Raw genomic sequence first — 14,252 nt, 5'->3', positions numbered from 1 at the left:
CTCGCCGTCAAGGCGCCACGTCAGCTCGGAATGATCTTGCTACGCATTGCCGCGTTCGCGAAAAGAATCCTTCGCGATTGCGTCAGCTTTGCTCGCTCTTGTTCTTGGCGGCCCGATCGGATGCCGCGGTGTCGCCGCCGCCGACGCTGATCCGGTTGAGGGAGAGCCGCATGCCTTGCGTCGGTGCCGGCGCGCGCTTGGAGCTCAGCGTGCGCGAATTCACGCCCATCCAGGAGATCTCGGACGACAAGCGGCCATATTCGATCTTGGGGCAGCGATTCATCACCACCTTGATACCGACCGATTCCGCCTTCGCCGCCGCGGCATCGTCCCGCGCGCCGAGCTGCATCCAGATCACCTTCGGCAGCGGATCCAGCGTGAGCGCCTCTTCGATCACGGGCATGATGTGGCTGGAGTTGCGAAAGATGTCGATCATGTCGATGGGACGCCCGATGTCCGAGAGCGAGGCGACAAAGGGCTTTCCGAGCAGCTCCTTGCCGACATGGCCCGGATTGACCGGGATCATGTCGTAGCCGCGCTGCGCCAGATATTTGAACGCGAAATAGCTCGGCCGCACGTTGACCGGCGAGGCGCCGACCATCGCGATCGACTTCACGCCGTTGAGGATGCCGCGGATGTAATTGTCGGGATAGGAGTCGTGGTTCATCGGATCTTCTTTGTTGCTGTCATTGCGAGGAGCGAAGCGACGAAGCAATCCAGTCTGTCACTGCGGAGAGATTCTGGATTGCTTCGCTTCGCTCGCAATGACGAAATCTACTCATCCCGCCAAGTCGGCGTGCGCTTCTCGATGAAGGCGCCGATGCCTTCCTCGGCGTCGCGCGCCATCATGTTCTCGGTCATCACCTCTGCCGCATAGCGATAGGCGTCCGCAAGGCTCATCTCGGCCTGGCGGTAGAACGCCTCCTTTCCGAGCTTGACGGTATAGGCGGATTTCAGCGCGACCTGCTGCGCGAGCTCGATCGCGGCACCGAGTTCGGTGCCGGCCGGCACCACGCGGTTGACGAGGCCGATCTCGCGGGCCCGCTCGGCCGTGACGGGCTCGCCCGTCAGCAGCATCTCAATGGCCTGCTTGCGCGGGACGTTGCGCGACAGCGCCACCATCGGCGTCGAGCAGAACAGGCCGATATCGACGCCGGGCGTGGCGAACTTCGCGTCCTCCGATGCGATCGCAAGATCGCAACTGGCAACCAGCTGGCAGCCGGCCGCGGTCGCGATGCCCTGGACGGCCGCGACCACGGGCTTCGGCAGGTGCACGATGGCCTGCATCATGGCGCTGCAGGCATTCATCATCTCGGCGAAGAAGGCGCGGCCGCGATCGGGATCGGTGCGGCGCGCGGTGAGCTCCTTCATGTCGTGGCCGGCCGAGAAGGCGGAACCGGTGGCGGCGATCACGACGCCGCGGATCGCCTTGTCGTCGCGGATATCGTCGAGCTGCGCATGTAGGCTGGCGATCATCGCGGCCGACAGGCTGTTGCGCGCGGCCGGGCGGTTCAGCGTCAGGACCGCGATGGGACCTGCGCTCTCGCGTAGCAGGATCGGCGGTTGCGGGGAGGGGGCGCGGGCGGCCTGGACGGACATCGAAGCGTTTCCGTTGGATTATTGCATTTGAATGACGCAGATAACTTAATGTAACAGGACAAGTGAAGCGAGGGTGGGGAACAGCATGGCGTTAGCGAAATTGAGCGTGGCAGAGGTCGAGCAGTTCCTCCGTCTCGAGTTTCCCCAGGCCTTCAGCGGCGACGACATCACCATCGAAAGCGCGGACGGCCAGACCTGCCTCTTGCGGCAGCGTTACAGCGAAAGGATGCTGCGGCCCGGCGGCACCGTGTCCGGTCCGACGCTGATGGCGCTGGCCGATTTCGCCATGTACGTGGTGCTGCTGTCCGCGATCGGGCCGGTCGGGCTCGCCGTGACCACCAATCTCAACATCAACTTCCTGCGCAAGGGCCAGCCCGGCCAGGACGTGCTGGCCGAGGCGCGGCTGCTCAAGCTCGGCAAGCGGCTGGCGGTCGGGGAGGTGAAGCTGTTGTCCGGCAGCTCGCCCGATCCGATCGCCCATGTTACCTCGACCTATTCCATTCCAAATGTTTGAGCTTTTTGCAGGTAATATGGCACCATATTTATAAGCTATTGATATTACACAGGTAATTTACGTCGCTTGGCATTGACCGTGGCGCGTCTCTTCTCTAGAACGCGCGCAGTCCGGTGCGGTGTTCGCGCCGATGCTCCCCGTCCACGGAAACTCTGACATGAAAACCTTTTCGGCAAAGCCGGCTGAGGTGACGAAGAAGTGGGTGCTGATCGACGCCAAGGGTCTGGTCGTCGGCCGTCTCGCCACCATCGTCGCCATGCGCCTGCGCGGCAAGCACCTCCCGACCTACACCCCGCACGTCGATTGCGGCGATAACGTCATCATCATCAACGCGCAGCATGCGGTCCTCACCGGTCGGAAGCGCGAGCAGAAGACGTACTACAAGCACACCGGCTATGTCGGCCACGTCAAGGAGCGCACCGCGCGCCAGATCCTCGAAGGCAAGCATCCCGAGCGCGTGCTCGAGAAGGCCGTCGAGCGCATGATTCCGCGTGGCCCGCTCGGTCGCGTGCAGATGGGCAACCTGCGTGTCTACGGCGGGGCCGATCATCCGCACGAGGCGCAGCAGCCCGAGAAGATCGACATCGCCAAGTTGAACCGCAAGAACACGAGGGCCGCATAACATGGCCGAATCCATCCAGTCGCTCGACCAGCTCTCGCAGCTCAAGACGGCGGCCGCGCCCGACGCGCCCAAGCACGAGAAGAAGGTCGACAAGTTCAATCGCGCCTATGCCACCGGCAAGCGCAAGGACGCGGTCGCCCGCGTGTGGATCAAGCCGGGCGCCGGCAAGGTCACCGTCAATTCGCGCGAGGTCGAGGTCTATTTCGCCCGTCCCGTGCTGCGGATGATGATCGAGCAGCCGTTCTCCGTGGCCCAGCGTTCGGGCCAGTACGACGTGATCTGCACCGTCGCCGGCGGCGGCCTGTCCGGCCAGGCCGGCGCGGTCCGTCACGGCATCTCCAAGGCGCTCACCTATTTCGAGCCGGAGCTGCGAGGCGTGCTCAAGAAGGGCGGCTTCCTGACCCGCGACTCCCGCGTGGTCGAGCGCAAGAAGTACGGCAAGGCCAAGGCCCGCCGCTCCTTCCAGTTCTCGAAGCGTTAATCGCTTCTGCCGCATTCGCCGCGAAAGCGGCTTCAATGAGATGCAAAAGGGCGCTGATTCCAGCGCCCTTTTTGCTGTTCGTTTGTATGCAAATTGATGGCGTGTTTCCGGAAAACTTGGCCTCCCGCGAAAACCTGAATGGAACTCGCCGGACCTAGCGTCGCCTTCGGAAGGGCGCGCAAATCGGATCTACCGATCGCGTACTGCTATGTTCTAGAGGGGGCCGACATGATGTCGCTCGATAGCATCACGCTCTATTTGGTCGCCACCATGGTCGCCGCATTGCTCGGCGCGATGATGGTGTTTTTCGGCAGGCAGGAAAACAGCCCTGCACTGAAATGGTGGGGCACCGCCTATCTGCTCGGTGCCGCATCCGTCGCGCTATGGACCGCCGCCGGCGACAGGCTCGGCCCGCATCTTTACCTCGCGCTGAATGCCGCCGGCTTCGTCGCCTGCGGCATGGTGTGGAACGCCGCGCGCGTCTTCCACGGCCGCAAGCCGAACTGGCCGGGCCTCGTGCTCGGCGCGCTCGCCTGGGTCGCCGCCGTGACATTGCTCGATCCCGCGGCATCCATGCTGCGCATGATCGTAGGTGCCGGCATCGTCTCGGTCTATGCGGCGCTGACCGCCAGCGAGCTCTGGACCGAACGGCGCAAGAGCCTGCAACGACGCTGGCCGGCTCTCGTGATGCCGGTGATGCACGGCTGCGTGTTGATGCTGCCGATCCTGATCGGCAGCTTCCTGCGCCCGAACGATGCGGGCTTCTCCGGCAGCATCTGGGTCACCGTATTCGCGGTCGAGCTCATCCTCTATGCCGTCGGCACCGTCTTCGTGATCTTCATGCTGGTGTCCGAGCGAACGGTGACCGCGCACCGGACCGCGGCTTCCACCGATCCGCTGACCGGCATGCTGAACCGCCGCGGCTTCTCCGAGGCCTGCGGCCGCGTCATCGAGCGCGAGGCCAAGGCCGGGCGCCCCGTGACCGTGATGATCTTCGACATCGATCACTTCAAGTCGATCAACGACCGCTTCGGCCATCCCGCCGGCGACGAGATGCTGAAGCTGTTCTCGACCGTCGTCGTCAGCAATCTGCGCATCACCGACCTGTCGGGCCGCATCGGCGGCGAGGAATTCGCAGCGCTCTTGCCGTGCTCGCTGGAAGAGGGCGTGCTGGTCGCCGAGCGCGTGCGCGAGGCGTTCGAGACCTCCGGCGTCGTGGTCGATGAGGGGCCGGTCGATACCACCGTCAGCATCGGCGTTGCCGGCGGGCCCGCCGGCACCGAGCTCGAGGTGCTGCTGGCGTCCGCCGACACCGCGCTCTACCAGGCCAAGCGCGGCGGCCGTAACCGTGTCGAGGCCGCGGAGGAGCTGCCGTTGTCGCTGGAGAACTGGCGCCGCCAGAGCGCCGCGCGGGTCGGTGCGCCGCAGGCGCGGCCGGTCACCGCCTGAGACGAAGGCGGCGCTCGCGGGTAATGCTCTGTTTACCATTCGATTCCTACCATTGCGGTCATGGAATCGATCCGCCGACAGAACCCGCAAGCCGCCCTGATGTCGCTCGAAGCCGCCGCGGCCTCGGCGCGCAGCGGTTTCGCCTGCCTGTTCTCGACCGCGGACGAATACGAGAGCGCGCTGATCAGCGAGCGTCGCGCGCAGGGGCGCTACACGCAGAGCCGCCGCAGCACTTGGCCGCTCGCGCTGTTCGTCGGTTGCGCCCTCATCGTGGCGGGCACGGTCCTGCTGCTGATCTGAGAGATCTGCATTTTTGGACCGACCAGGGCGCCGCTTCGGCGCCTTTTTCTTTGCCGCCAGCTGCGCTAGATACGCCCATCGAACAAAAATGGGTGGAAACCGATGATCACCGAGATCGCGCAAATCGACGTCAAGCCGGGCAGCGAGAAGGACTTCGAGGCCGCCGTCGCCAAGGCCAAGGCCGCTTTCGGCCGCTCCAAGGGCTTTCACGGCTTCGAATTGCACAAATCGATCGAGAAGCCGCAGCGCTACCGGCTGATGGTGAAGTGGGCGACCTTGGAGAACCACACCGTCGATTTCCGCGGCTCGGAGAATTTCGCCGAATGGCGCGGCCTCGTCGGCCAGTATTTCGCCTCGCCCCCGGAAGTCGAGCACACCGAGACCGTGCTGACGAGCTGAGCTGCGTGAGGCGGCCTCACGCCGCCTCCATCAGCGGCGGCGCCTCATAGGTCTTGAAATGGTCGATCATGACCTTGGCGATGGCGACCAGCGGCAGGGCCAGGGCCAGGCCCCAGATTCCGAACACGACGCCGAGCAGGATCTGGAACGCGAACAGCGTGGCCGGCGGGATGTCCAGCGCCTGCCGCTGCAGGATCGGCGTCAGCACGTAGCTCTCCATGGCGTGCACGCCCATGAAGAGCAGAAAGGCCGATAGCGCCGGGATCCAGCCCGAGGCGAGGCTTGCCAGCACCACGATGACGCCGGCGATGATGGCCCCGACGGTCGGAATGAAGGCGAGCAGGCCGGCCTGAATCCCCAGGATGAACGAGCCGGGGATGCCGATGAGGGCCAACCCGACCCAGGTCACCACGCCGACCGCGAGCATGACGATGATCTGCGCGATCAGCCAGCGCTCGAGGGTCTCGGCGATGCGGTCGATGACGAGGGTGACGCGGGTGCGGTGCCTGGCCGGCGCCAGGAACAACAGACCGTCGTGATAGGCCGCGGGCTGGGCGGCGAAGGCGAAGCCCAGGAACAGCACGATGAAGATGTTGCCGACACCGTGGATGGTGCCGAGCAGCAGCTTGAAGGTCTGGCTCACGATCGCGCCGCCGCTGGAGGCCAGCGCGCCCGCGCCGGGCAAGGCACTGCGCGGGGGCGTCGCCGGCGAGGGGCTCGTCTCCGCCGGCGGACTGACCGCGGACTCGGCTCCGCCGTTGCCGAGATCGAAGAAGCTGGTGTCGAAGCCGTGGCTGTCCAGGAACGACCTGACATTGGCGAGCTGCGACTTGAGGGTCTTGCTCAGCAGCGAAGCCTGCTCGGCAATGGTGGCGCCGCCGAGATAGGCGACGCCGGCGAGCATCAGGGCCAGCGCGGTGCAGACGATCGCGAGCCGCAGCGCATGCGGCAGAGGCACGCGGCGGCCGAGCGCGATCGTCAGCGCGTTGAGGCCGAGACCGAGCAGCATGCCTGTGAAGATCAGCAGCAAGGTGGCGGCGAAATACCAGGTGAAGGCGAGCAGCGCGGTGAACAGCACGACGCCGATGCCCCCGACCGAGACCGCCCAGGCGAGGTCGCCGCGGGAAAGGGAGCGTCCGTCTGCGGGTCTCGTCACGTCACGTCTTCCTTCTGGTTTCTGGCCTTGCGCCATGCCTGGGATGATCGACCGGGGCAGGGATTTGCCGGAAGAGCGCCCGGGAGCCAAGCGTTTTTGTGGAACCAAAGTCAAGGCGCCCGCTGGGCCACCGGCACGAAGTGTTCGGCGCGGATCATTCGCAACGATCAACCTGGGCGCGATGTGGAGGCCGAACGCCCTTGAGAAACAGGCCTCGTCCTGCTAATTCGCCTGTAGGAAAGGGCAGGTTTCATGGTCCAGATCTCTCGTCCGCTTCGGCCTGTCCCGATCGACGCGCTCAAGACTGGGGCCGATACCTATTCGAGCGCGATTGCGGATGCGCAGAACTACATGAACTGGGTCATCGACCAGTTCCGCCCTTATCTGCGGGGACAAATCGTCGAAGTTGGATTTGGTCACGGGCACTACAGCAAGGCGCTGGGTGAGCTCGGGGATTATTGCGGCGTGGACCACGACCGCGACAGCGTCGCGCAGGCCACGCGGCAGATGCCCGGTCGCAAGTTTGCCGTCTGCGATATCCTGGTCCGGGATCAGTTGCGGTCGCTGTTTCCTGAAGGCGTCGATGCGGTCTTCACCATCAACGTGCTCGAGCACATCGAGGACGACGCGACCGCGATTGCCAACCTGGTCGATGTGCTGAAGCCGGGAGGTCATCTCCTGATCAGCGTGCCGGCCCTGATGCTGCTCTATAACGACCTCGATCGCCTGGCGGGACACTGCCGTCGCTACACCACGACGCGTCTGGCCGATCTGCTGAAGGATCAGCCGGTCGAGCTCGTCCGGCTGAGCTATTTCAATCCCATTGGCGGATTGGGCTGGCTTGCCAACCGCCTGAAGCGGCATCACTCGCTCAACGACGACGCCGTGAATGGGCAGATTGCATTGTTCGACAAATACATTGTGCCGCTGTCGCGGGCGCTCGATCCGCTTTCGCGGAGCTTCTTCGGGCAATCCGTTACCTGTATCGCACGTCGCTTATGATTTCAGTCATCATTCCCGCGCTCAACGAGCGTAACGGCATCGTTGAAACCATCGATCGGGGCAGAGCGGCTCTCGAGGGCGCTCAACTCACCCCCTACGAAATCGTCATCGTCGACGACGGGTCGGTCGATGGCACCGGCGCGCTCGCCGAACAGGCGGGCGCCAAGGTGATCAGGCATCCCCACAACATCGGCTACGGCCGCTCGCTGAAGGACGGAATTCGCGCCGCGTCCTACGATACGATCGTCATCAGCGACGCGGACGGCTCCTACCCGATGGAGGCGATCCCCGGACTTGTCGCCCGTTACAAGCAGGGTTTCGACATGGTGGTCGGCGCCCGGACCGGGCCCAATTACCGGGAGTCGATGTTGAAGTCGCCGCTGCGCGCGATCCTGAAGGCGATCGTCGAGTTCACCGCCAACCGCGACATTCCCGACATCAATTCCGGCCTTCGCGTGTTCGACAGGAAGGTTGCCATCTCCTATTTCGAGCATGTCAGCGACCTCTTCAGCTTCACGACGTCGCTGACGCTTGCCTACATGATGAACGCGAAGTTCGTCGACTACGTCGAGATCGATTACAGGGAGCGGATCGGCCGCTCCAAGGTGAACCTGTTCCGCGACTCCATCCGGACCCTGCAATACGTCCTGGAGGCCTGCACCTACTACAATCCGCTGAAGATCTTCGTGCTGCTGGCGATGATGTGCACGGCGCTCGCGGTGGTCTCCCTGATCGGCGGCATCGCGCTGCAGCTCGTCAGTCCCTTCGTCCTGGGCGTCGGCGCGATCCTGCTCAGCATCCTCGTCGTCGCCATGGGGCTGCTCGCGGTGCTTCTGAAGCAGATCATGAATCAGCGGCCATGACCTCCCTCGGCTGGGGAACGCAATGTGCGGCGTAGCCGGCATCTTTCATCGTGACGGCCGCGCCGCAGATCCGCGCGCGGTTGCGGCGATGTCGGCTGCGCTGGTCCATCGCGGTCCGGACGGCGAGGGCACCTGGCTGGAAGGACCCGTCGGCCTGGCCCACCGCCGGCTCGCCATCCGCGATCTCTCCGAGGGCGGCCATCAGCCGATGCTCGATGCCTCCGGCCGCATCGTCGTCACCTATAACGGCGAGATCTACAACGATCGCGAATTGCGTAGCGAGCTCGAGCGATCCTTCGGTTTCCGCTTTCGCAGCACCTGCGACACCGAAATCCTTCCCTACGCCTACCTCGCCTGGGGTGAAGCGATGTTCGAGCGGCTCGAAGGCTTTTTCGCCATCGGCCTGTGGGATCGCCGGGAACGCCGCCTGATCCTTGCGCGCGACGGCATCGGGATCAAGCCGCTGCATTATTTCGAGAGCGACGGCAGCGTGCTGTTTGCCAGCGAGATCAAGGGAATCACCGCCAGTGGCGAGGTCGCGGCGCGGATCGATCCCGTCGCGCTCCACACCTATCTCGCCGCGGGCCACACCGGCACGCGGCAGAGCCTGTTTCAGGACATCAAGCAGGTCCCGCCCGGCAGGGCGATCTGTTTCACCCACCGGGAGCGGACCGAGCGGCGCTTCTGGCGGCCGGTGCGCGCGCCGGAGATCGATGACCTCGACGAAGCGGTCGTCCGGCTGCAATCGACCATCGAGACGGTGGTGAAGAGCCAGATGGTGAGCGACGTGCCGCTCGCCGTGCTCCAGAGCGGAGGCATCGACAGCTCGCTGATCAGCCTCACGCTCGGACGGCTCGGCTTGAAGCCGCCGTTGTTCACCGCGGGCTTCAGCGAAAAGAGCCATGACGAAACGTCGGTCGCGCGGCAGATCGCCGCCGCCGCCGGCCTGCCGCTCAACGTCATCGACGGCGAAGCGGGCGAGGGGGCCGAGGCTGCGCTGCGGGCCGTGGTCTATCATTTCGACGGCCAATGCGCCGACACCGGCGCGCTCGGCTTCTATCACCTCGCCGGTGCGGTTCGGCGGCATTCCACCGTGGTGCTCTCGGGCGATGGCGGCGACGAGTTCTTTGCGGGATACGAAACCTACGCCGCGACCATGATGGCGGAGGGCGCGCGTCACCTCGTGCCGCGCCGCGTCGCAGGCCTGACCGGGCGCCTTGCCTATGCGTCCGTGCGCGGCAACGAGAAGCGGCTTCCGGCAGCCGCGCAACTCGCCCGCTTCGCGCTCGGTCTCGGCGACGGCGGCAGCAGCCCGCATCTGCAATGGCGGCGGCTCGTTCCCCGGTTTCTCGCCGAGAGAATCTATGACCGCGGGATGGCCGATCTTGCATCGACCGACCCGTTCGCGGAATACGCCGAGTATTATGCGGAGCCGCACGAGAAGGTGCTGGATCGGGCGCTGATCGCCGACCAGCGCTTCCACCTCCAGAGCGTTCTCACCAAGGTCGATGCCATGAGCATGGCGCATGGTCTCGAGGTGCGCGTTCCGATCCTCGACCGGCGGGTCATGGACCTCGCCGGCAGGCTCGATGTCTCGCTGCTCAATCCCTGGCCCAAGGGCGCGCCGAAATACGTGTTGCGCAAGTTGGCCGAGCGCCTGGGCATGCCGGCCGACGCCGCATGGTCGCGCAAGCGCGGCTTCAACGTGCCGATCGCGCAATTGATGCGGCGCGGCGGATTGCGGCCGATCTGCGAACGGGTGCTCGACCGCGAAGCCGACGTTTTCGCGCCCTTGATGAAGCAGGACGCAATCCGGCAGCTGTGGAAGGCGCATCGCGAAGCCAGCAGCGACAACGCATTTGCGCTCTGGCCGATCCTGACGCTGGGCATCTGGTTGACGGGGCTGGCAGCGCCGGCGCCGCGCCAGGCATGAGCGGCTAGGTGGACGCATGCCGGACCTGAAGGATCAGACGATCAGCGATTTTGGCGAGCAGTGGACCGCCTTCCGCGACAATCCCGGCTATTACGGCTCGGCCGATCTCCTTGCCGATCTGTTCGGTCCGCTGCTCGCCCTCGAGGATGTCGCGGGCAAGCGGATCGCCGACATCGGAAGCGGCACCGGGCGCATCGTCAACATGCTCCTCGATGCGGGGGCGGCCCGCGTCGTTGCGGTGGAGCCGTCCGAGGCCATGCTGGTCCTGAAGGACAACACGGCGGCACGTGCCGACCGCATCGACTATTTGCAGGCACCAGGCGACCGGCTGCCGCCCGATCTCGGGCTCGACTACGTGGTTTCGATGGGGGTCCTGCATCACATCCCCGAACCGGCTCCCGTGGTTCGCGCCGCGTTCGCGGCCCTGCGCCCGGGAGGACGCTGCATCGTCTGGCTCTATGGCTACGAAGGCAACGAGACCTATTTGTCGCTCGCGATCCCGCTGCGCAAGCTCACGGTGCTGCTGCCGCACCGGGTGCTCGTGGTGCTGTCCCACGGTCTCGAATGGGCACTCACGGCCTATATCGGGCTGTGCCGGATCTTGCCGCTGCCGATGCGGTCCTACATGCGCTCGGTGCTTGCGAAGTTTCCCCGCAGCGTCCGCCGCTTGACCATCTACGACCAGCTCAATCCCGCTTACGCAAAATATTACACCCGCGCCGAGGCAGAAGCGCTGTTGTCGGATGGCGGATTTGGTGACGTCAGGCTCTACCATCGCCACGGCTATAGCTGGACGGTGTCCGGCACCCGCCCGGCGTGATCTGATCTTCTTGGCGCGGGCCGCTGCCGCCTTCGCGCCGCCAGTGCATTTGGAGAATCGATTTGCCTGCTAGCGACATCGGAGGTGAGTGGGGGCCAGGTCAGAGGTGGCAGGCGCTCCTCGCACGGGCGAGCCGTATCACGTGGCTCGGGATCTGGATCTGGGCCATCGGTCTTGCTCTGATGGTTCATCTGGCGTTTCTGGTGGCCTGGCCGGATCATTTCGTCCACGAGGATAGCGATGCCTATCTGGACGAAGCGCAGGCCATTCTGAACGGCCATTACATCGACAATACCGGGAAGCGGCCGTACGGCCTGGCGGTGTTCCTGGTGCTGCTGTCCAAGCTGTTCGGGCCGCACATCGTGGTCTTCGTCATCGTCCAGCATCTGATGAGCATCGGCACGGCTCTTCTCGTCGCCGCCACGGTGCGCTTTGCCGGTGCGCCCCGAATCCTGTCGATCCTGGCCTTTCTGATCGCCGCGCTCTATGCGCGCACGGTTCACTACGACAACACGATCGGCGCCGAGAGCATCTCGAACTTTCTGGTCAGCCTTGCGGCCTTCCTCGCCGCAGGCATCGTCTTCAGGAAGTGGCCGCCCTTTGTCGCCGCAGCGGCGCTCGGGGCAAGCCTGGGAGCCGTCATGACGTGCCGGTCGGCCGCGGTCGGACAAGCTGCGATCATCCTGCTCTGGTTGGTCGTGGTGCTGGATGCCGGATGGCTCCGCCGACTGAGCGTGGTCGCGCTGGCAGGCGGCCTCGCCACGGCCGTGTACCTGATCCCCACGGCGGTCAATTACGCGATTGGAAAACGTCCGGCCGGCAGCGAAAGCGTGGCCGTGATGGCATTCGTGGTCGGCTATTCCGGCGACTTCGATCACGGGGTCCATCTCGACCGGAAAGCCAAGGCGCGGGCCTACGTCGAGCGGATGCGGGCGCTGGATACGCCCACCGGCTGGTCCGACATCGTGGTCTATCAATGGCCCTTCGGCGCCCTGGAGGAGCTGAAGAAGCCGGACGACACCCCGGAAGAGTTCGAGAAGGTGGTTCGCGACATCTTCATCGAGACGCTGACGACACCGTCGACGCTGTACCGGCACATCAGCAAGCATTTCCTGCGCGAAATGTACTTCCTGCTGTTCGATGGCAACAGCGCGGCACGGCGCGCCGTCAATCCGCAGGGCTACGAATTCTTCGTGCGCCGGGACGCCTATCCCATGTTTGGAAGCCCGACCGGGCTCAAATATCGGCGGCTGATCTATGACTATTACAAGCCTCACTGGCGGCTCGAGCGGTGGCTCCTTCCGTCGCCGGACCAGGTGCAGGTGAAACTGGACCGTCTCCTGACGTTCGGCTACCAGCCGCGGCCGGATCTGGCCGATCTCTGGTACGGGCTGACCATATCGAGCGAGTACGATGAGCTTCCGGGACCGATCCGCTGGGTGTCCGCGGCAACCCTGATCCTCGCTTTCGTCCTGTTTGCAGGTGCCATCGGCGCCCGCCTCGGATTCTTGCGCCCGCTCCCCCCTGGTCTGATCGCCGGCGGCAGCCTGATGATCCTGCTCGCACTCGTCAGCCTCGCGTTTCCGGCGTTTCTGGTCTACGGCTTCAACCGTTACGCCTATTATGCCGTCCCGTTTCTGGGCGGCGCGAGCGCCATTCTGGCGGCGGTTCTGTTTGACCGGATCCGGCTTGTCGTCGCTGGAGCGTGGCAGCATCTGCGAGGCGGCCGGGCGGCCGGGCCGGCGGCATTTGCGCGAAAATAGCATTGCCGTCCCGCGATCCCTTCGGTTGAATTTGTTCCATCCGGGGGGCATGTTACGGGAATCTTCTGACGGAGAGGCGCGGAACGACAGATGAGAAAGCCGGTCGTCGGCGTGATCGGGAACGCCCATCGCGTCGAAAATCGATTTCAGGTCCAGATGGTGGGCGAGCGAAACTTGCGCGCCGTAGCCGAGGTCTCCGGCGGCTTGCCGGTGATGTTCGCGGGCTCGCCCGACATCACCGATATCGCGGCACTGCTCGACACGGTGGACGGCATCATCCTCACCGGCGCCCGGGCCAACGTGCACCCGACCCGTTTCAACGTCGACCCCTGCGAGAAGCACGAGCCCTACGACATCCACCGCGACGAGGTGGCGCTGGCCCTTTCGGTCGCCTGCGTATCCCGCGGCATCCCGCTGTTCGGCATCTGCCGCGGCCTCCAGGAGATGAACGTCGCCTTCGGCGGCTCGCTGCATCCCGAGATCCGCGAAATTCCCGGCCGCATGAACCATCGCATGCCCCGGCTCGAGAACGGTGAGATCCATCCCGATCCGACCGTGGTGTTCGCCGACCGCCACGATGTCGACCTGACGCCGGGCGGGGCGTTCGCGAGAATCCTCGGTTGCGAGAAGATCAGGGTCAATTCGCTGCACGGCCAGGGCATTCTCGATCCCGGCAAGCGCGTTCTGATCGAGGGCGTCGCCGAGGACGGCACCATCGAGGCGATCCGGATCGCGGAAGCCCCGAGCTTCGCGCTCGGCGTGCAATGGCATGCCGAATACGATCCCCAGCACAATCCGATCAACCGCAAGCTGTTCGAGGCGTTCGGCGAGGCCCTGGTGGCGCGGCAGAGGGCGGCGGCGTAGGGCGGCGGCGCGTGTCCCGGACAAGCTGCAACGCGCATAGCGTGTCGAAGACGCGCGTGAACGCGCTTTTTAGCGTTGCGGCGCAGAGCCGAGACCCAGCGCTCCGGATTCCATCGTGGCATGGGCCCCGGCTCTGCAGCGCACCGTCGAAGAGACGCTGCGCTGCGTCCGGGGCACGAGAGAGGTTTTTGGCGCATAGCTGCATCAAATTCGTCATTGCGAGCGAAGCGAAGCAATCCTGAGTCTTTACTGCGGAGGCAGTCTGGATTGCTTCGTCGCAAGGGCTCCTCGCAATGACGGAGTGTGGGGTGGCAGTGTGCTTCGCCACATGACGGTGTCATTCCCCGCGCAGGCGGGGAATCCAGTACGCCGCGGTTTCTCGGTTCAATCACTGCCGTCTCTGGAATACTGGATCGCCCGCCTGCGCGGGCGATGACAGGGAGTACGTGGCAGACGCGCCTTCGCATTCCCGCGGCTTCTTTCGCCC

Annotated in this window: 15 protein-coding genes; 12 read left to right on the top strand and 3 right to left on the bottom strand. The window is 64.9% G+C overall.

Annotated elements, in window-relative coordinates; translation table 11 throughout:
* Positions 1 to 82: 82 nt before the first annotated feature.
* Entirely contained in the window at positions 83 to 667 is a 585-nt protein-coding gene (locus DCM80_RS30310; protein WP_257195022.1) for a CoA-binding protein, read from the bottom strand.
* 107 nt (positions 668 to 774) lie between these two features.
* A complete protein-coding gene (locus tag DCM80_RS30305; RefSeq protein WP_257195020.1) occupies positions 775 to 1,599 on the bottom strand; it encodes an enoyl-CoA hydratase in 825 nt (274 codons plus the stop codon).
* Between the two features lie 85 nt (positions 1,600 to 1,684).
* On the opposite strand from DCM80_RS30305, the gene DCM80_RS30300 reads away from it, so the two are divergent.
* From DCM80_RS30300 to DCM80_RS30275, 6 genes are all read left to right on the top strand, one after another.
* Positions 1,685 to 2,113, top strand: a complete 429-nt coding sequence (locus tag DCM80_RS30300) for a PaaI family thioesterase (RefSeq protein ID WP_257195019.1) — start codon at positions 1,685 to 1,687, stop codon at positions 2,111 to 2,113.
* Positions 2,114 to 2,270: 157 nt separating this feature from the next.
* Positions 2,271 to 2,735 carry a 50S ribosomal protein L13 gene (gene rplM / locus DCM80_RS30295; protein ID WP_011087726.1) on the top strand — a complete coding sequence of 155 codons (465 nt, stop codon included), beginning with the start codon at positions 2,271 to 2,273 and terminating at the stop codon, positions 2,733 to 2,735.
* Between the two features lies 1 nt (position 2,736).
* On the top strand, positions 2,737 to 3,216 hold the full coding sequence (gene rpsI / locus DCM80_RS30290) for a 30S ribosomal protein S9 (RefSeq protein WP_028136031.1): 480 nt from the start codon (positions 2,737 to 2,739) through the stop codon (positions 3,214 to 3,216).
* 228 nt (positions 3,217 to 3,444) lie between these two features.
* The gene (locus DCM80_RS30285) at positions 3,445 to 4,665 is read left to right on the top strand and encodes a diguanylate cyclase (protein ID WP_257195018.1); all 1,221 of its coding nucleotides are present in this window, start codon (positions 3,445 to 3,447) and stop codon (positions 4,663 to 4,665) included.
* Between the two features lie 60 nt (positions 4,666 to 4,725).
* Positions 4,726 to 4,965 (top strand): hypothetical protein, encoded by a 240-nt coding sequence (locus DCM80_RS30280; protein WP_257180060.1) that lies wholly within the window; start codon positions 4,726 to 4,728, stop codon positions 4,963 to 4,965.
* A 102-nt stretch (positions 4,966 to 5,067) separates the two neighbouring features.
* Complete coding sequence (locus DCM80_RS30275; RefSeq protein WP_257180059.1) at positions 5,068 to 5,364, top strand: antibiotic biosynthesis monooxygenase; 297 nt, start codon at positions 5,068 to 5,070, stop codon at positions 5,362 to 5,364.
* Between the two features lie 16 nt (positions 5,365 to 5,380).
* On the opposite strand, the gene DCM80_RS30270 is transcribed toward DCM80_RS30275, so the two are convergent.
* Entirely contained in the window at positions 5,381 to 6,520 is a 1,140-nt protein-coding gene (locus DCM80_RS30270) for an AI-2E family transporter (protein ID WP_257195017.1), read from the bottom strand.
* A 351-nt stretch (positions 6,521 to 6,871) separates the two neighbouring features.
* Between DCM80_RS30270 and DCM80_RS30265 the strand changes: the two genes are divergently transcribed.
* The 6 genes from DCM80_RS30265 to DCM80_RS30240 all read left to right on the top strand — a co-directional run bounded on the left by DCM80_RS30265 (position 6,872) and on the right by DCM80_RS30240 (position 13,765).
* Entirely contained in the window at positions 6,872 to 7,522 is a 651-nt protein-coding gene (locus DCM80_RS30265) for a bifunctional 2-polyprenyl-6-hydroxyphenol methylase/3-demethylubiquinol 3-O-methyltransferase UbiG (RefSeq protein WP_257195016.1), read from the top strand.
* Complete coding sequence (locus tag DCM80_RS30260) at positions 7,519 to 8,385, top strand: glycosyltransferase family 2 protein (RefSeq protein ID WP_257195015.1); 867 nt, start codon at positions 7,519 to 7,521, stop codon at positions 8,383 to 8,385. The genes DCM80_RS30265 and DCM80_RS30260 overlap by 4 nt, the downstream gene beginning before the upstream one ends.
* A 22-nt stretch (positions 8,386 to 8,407) precedes the next feature.
* On the top strand, positions 8,408 to 10,318 hold the full coding sequence (asnB, locus tag DCM80_RS30255) for an asparagine synthase (glutamine-hydrolyzing) (RefSeq protein ID WP_257195014.1): 1,911 nt from the start codon (positions 8,408 to 8,410) through the stop codon (positions 10,316 to 10,318).
* A 16-nt stretch (positions 10,319 to 10,334) separates the two neighbouring features.
* Positions 10,335 to 11,138 (top strand): class I SAM-dependent methyltransferase, encoded by an 804-nt coding sequence (locus tag DCM80_RS30250; protein WP_257195013.1) that lies wholly within the window; start codon positions 10,335 to 10,337, stop codon positions 11,136 to 11,138.
* A 182-nt stretch (positions 11,139 to 11,320) separates the two neighbouring features.
* On the top strand, positions 11,321 to 12,901 hold the full coding sequence (locus DCM80_RS30245) for a hypothetical protein (RefSeq protein WP_257195012.1): 1,581 nt from the start codon (positions 11,321 to 11,323) through the stop codon (positions 12,899 to 12,901).
* 90 nt (positions 12,902 to 12,991) lie between these two features.
* Positions 12,992 to 13,765 (top strand): gamma-glutamyl-gamma-aminobutyrate hydrolase family protein, encoded by a 774-nt coding sequence (locus DCM80_RS30240; RefSeq protein WP_257195011.1) that lies wholly within the window; start codon positions 12,992 to 12,994, stop codon positions 13,763 to 13,765.
* The last annotated feature ends 487 nt before the right edge of the window (positions 13,766 to 14,252 follow it).

The sequence above is a fragment of the Bradyrhizobium sp. WBOS08 genome, assembly GCF_024585125.1.
Lineage (GTDB): Bacteria > Pseudomonadota > Alphaproteobacteria > Rhizobiales > Xanthobacteraceae > Bradyrhizobium > Bradyrhizobium japonicum_B.
Note: the sequence above shows the minus strand (reverse complement) of the source record. Positions and strands in the feature narration are given on the sequence as shown.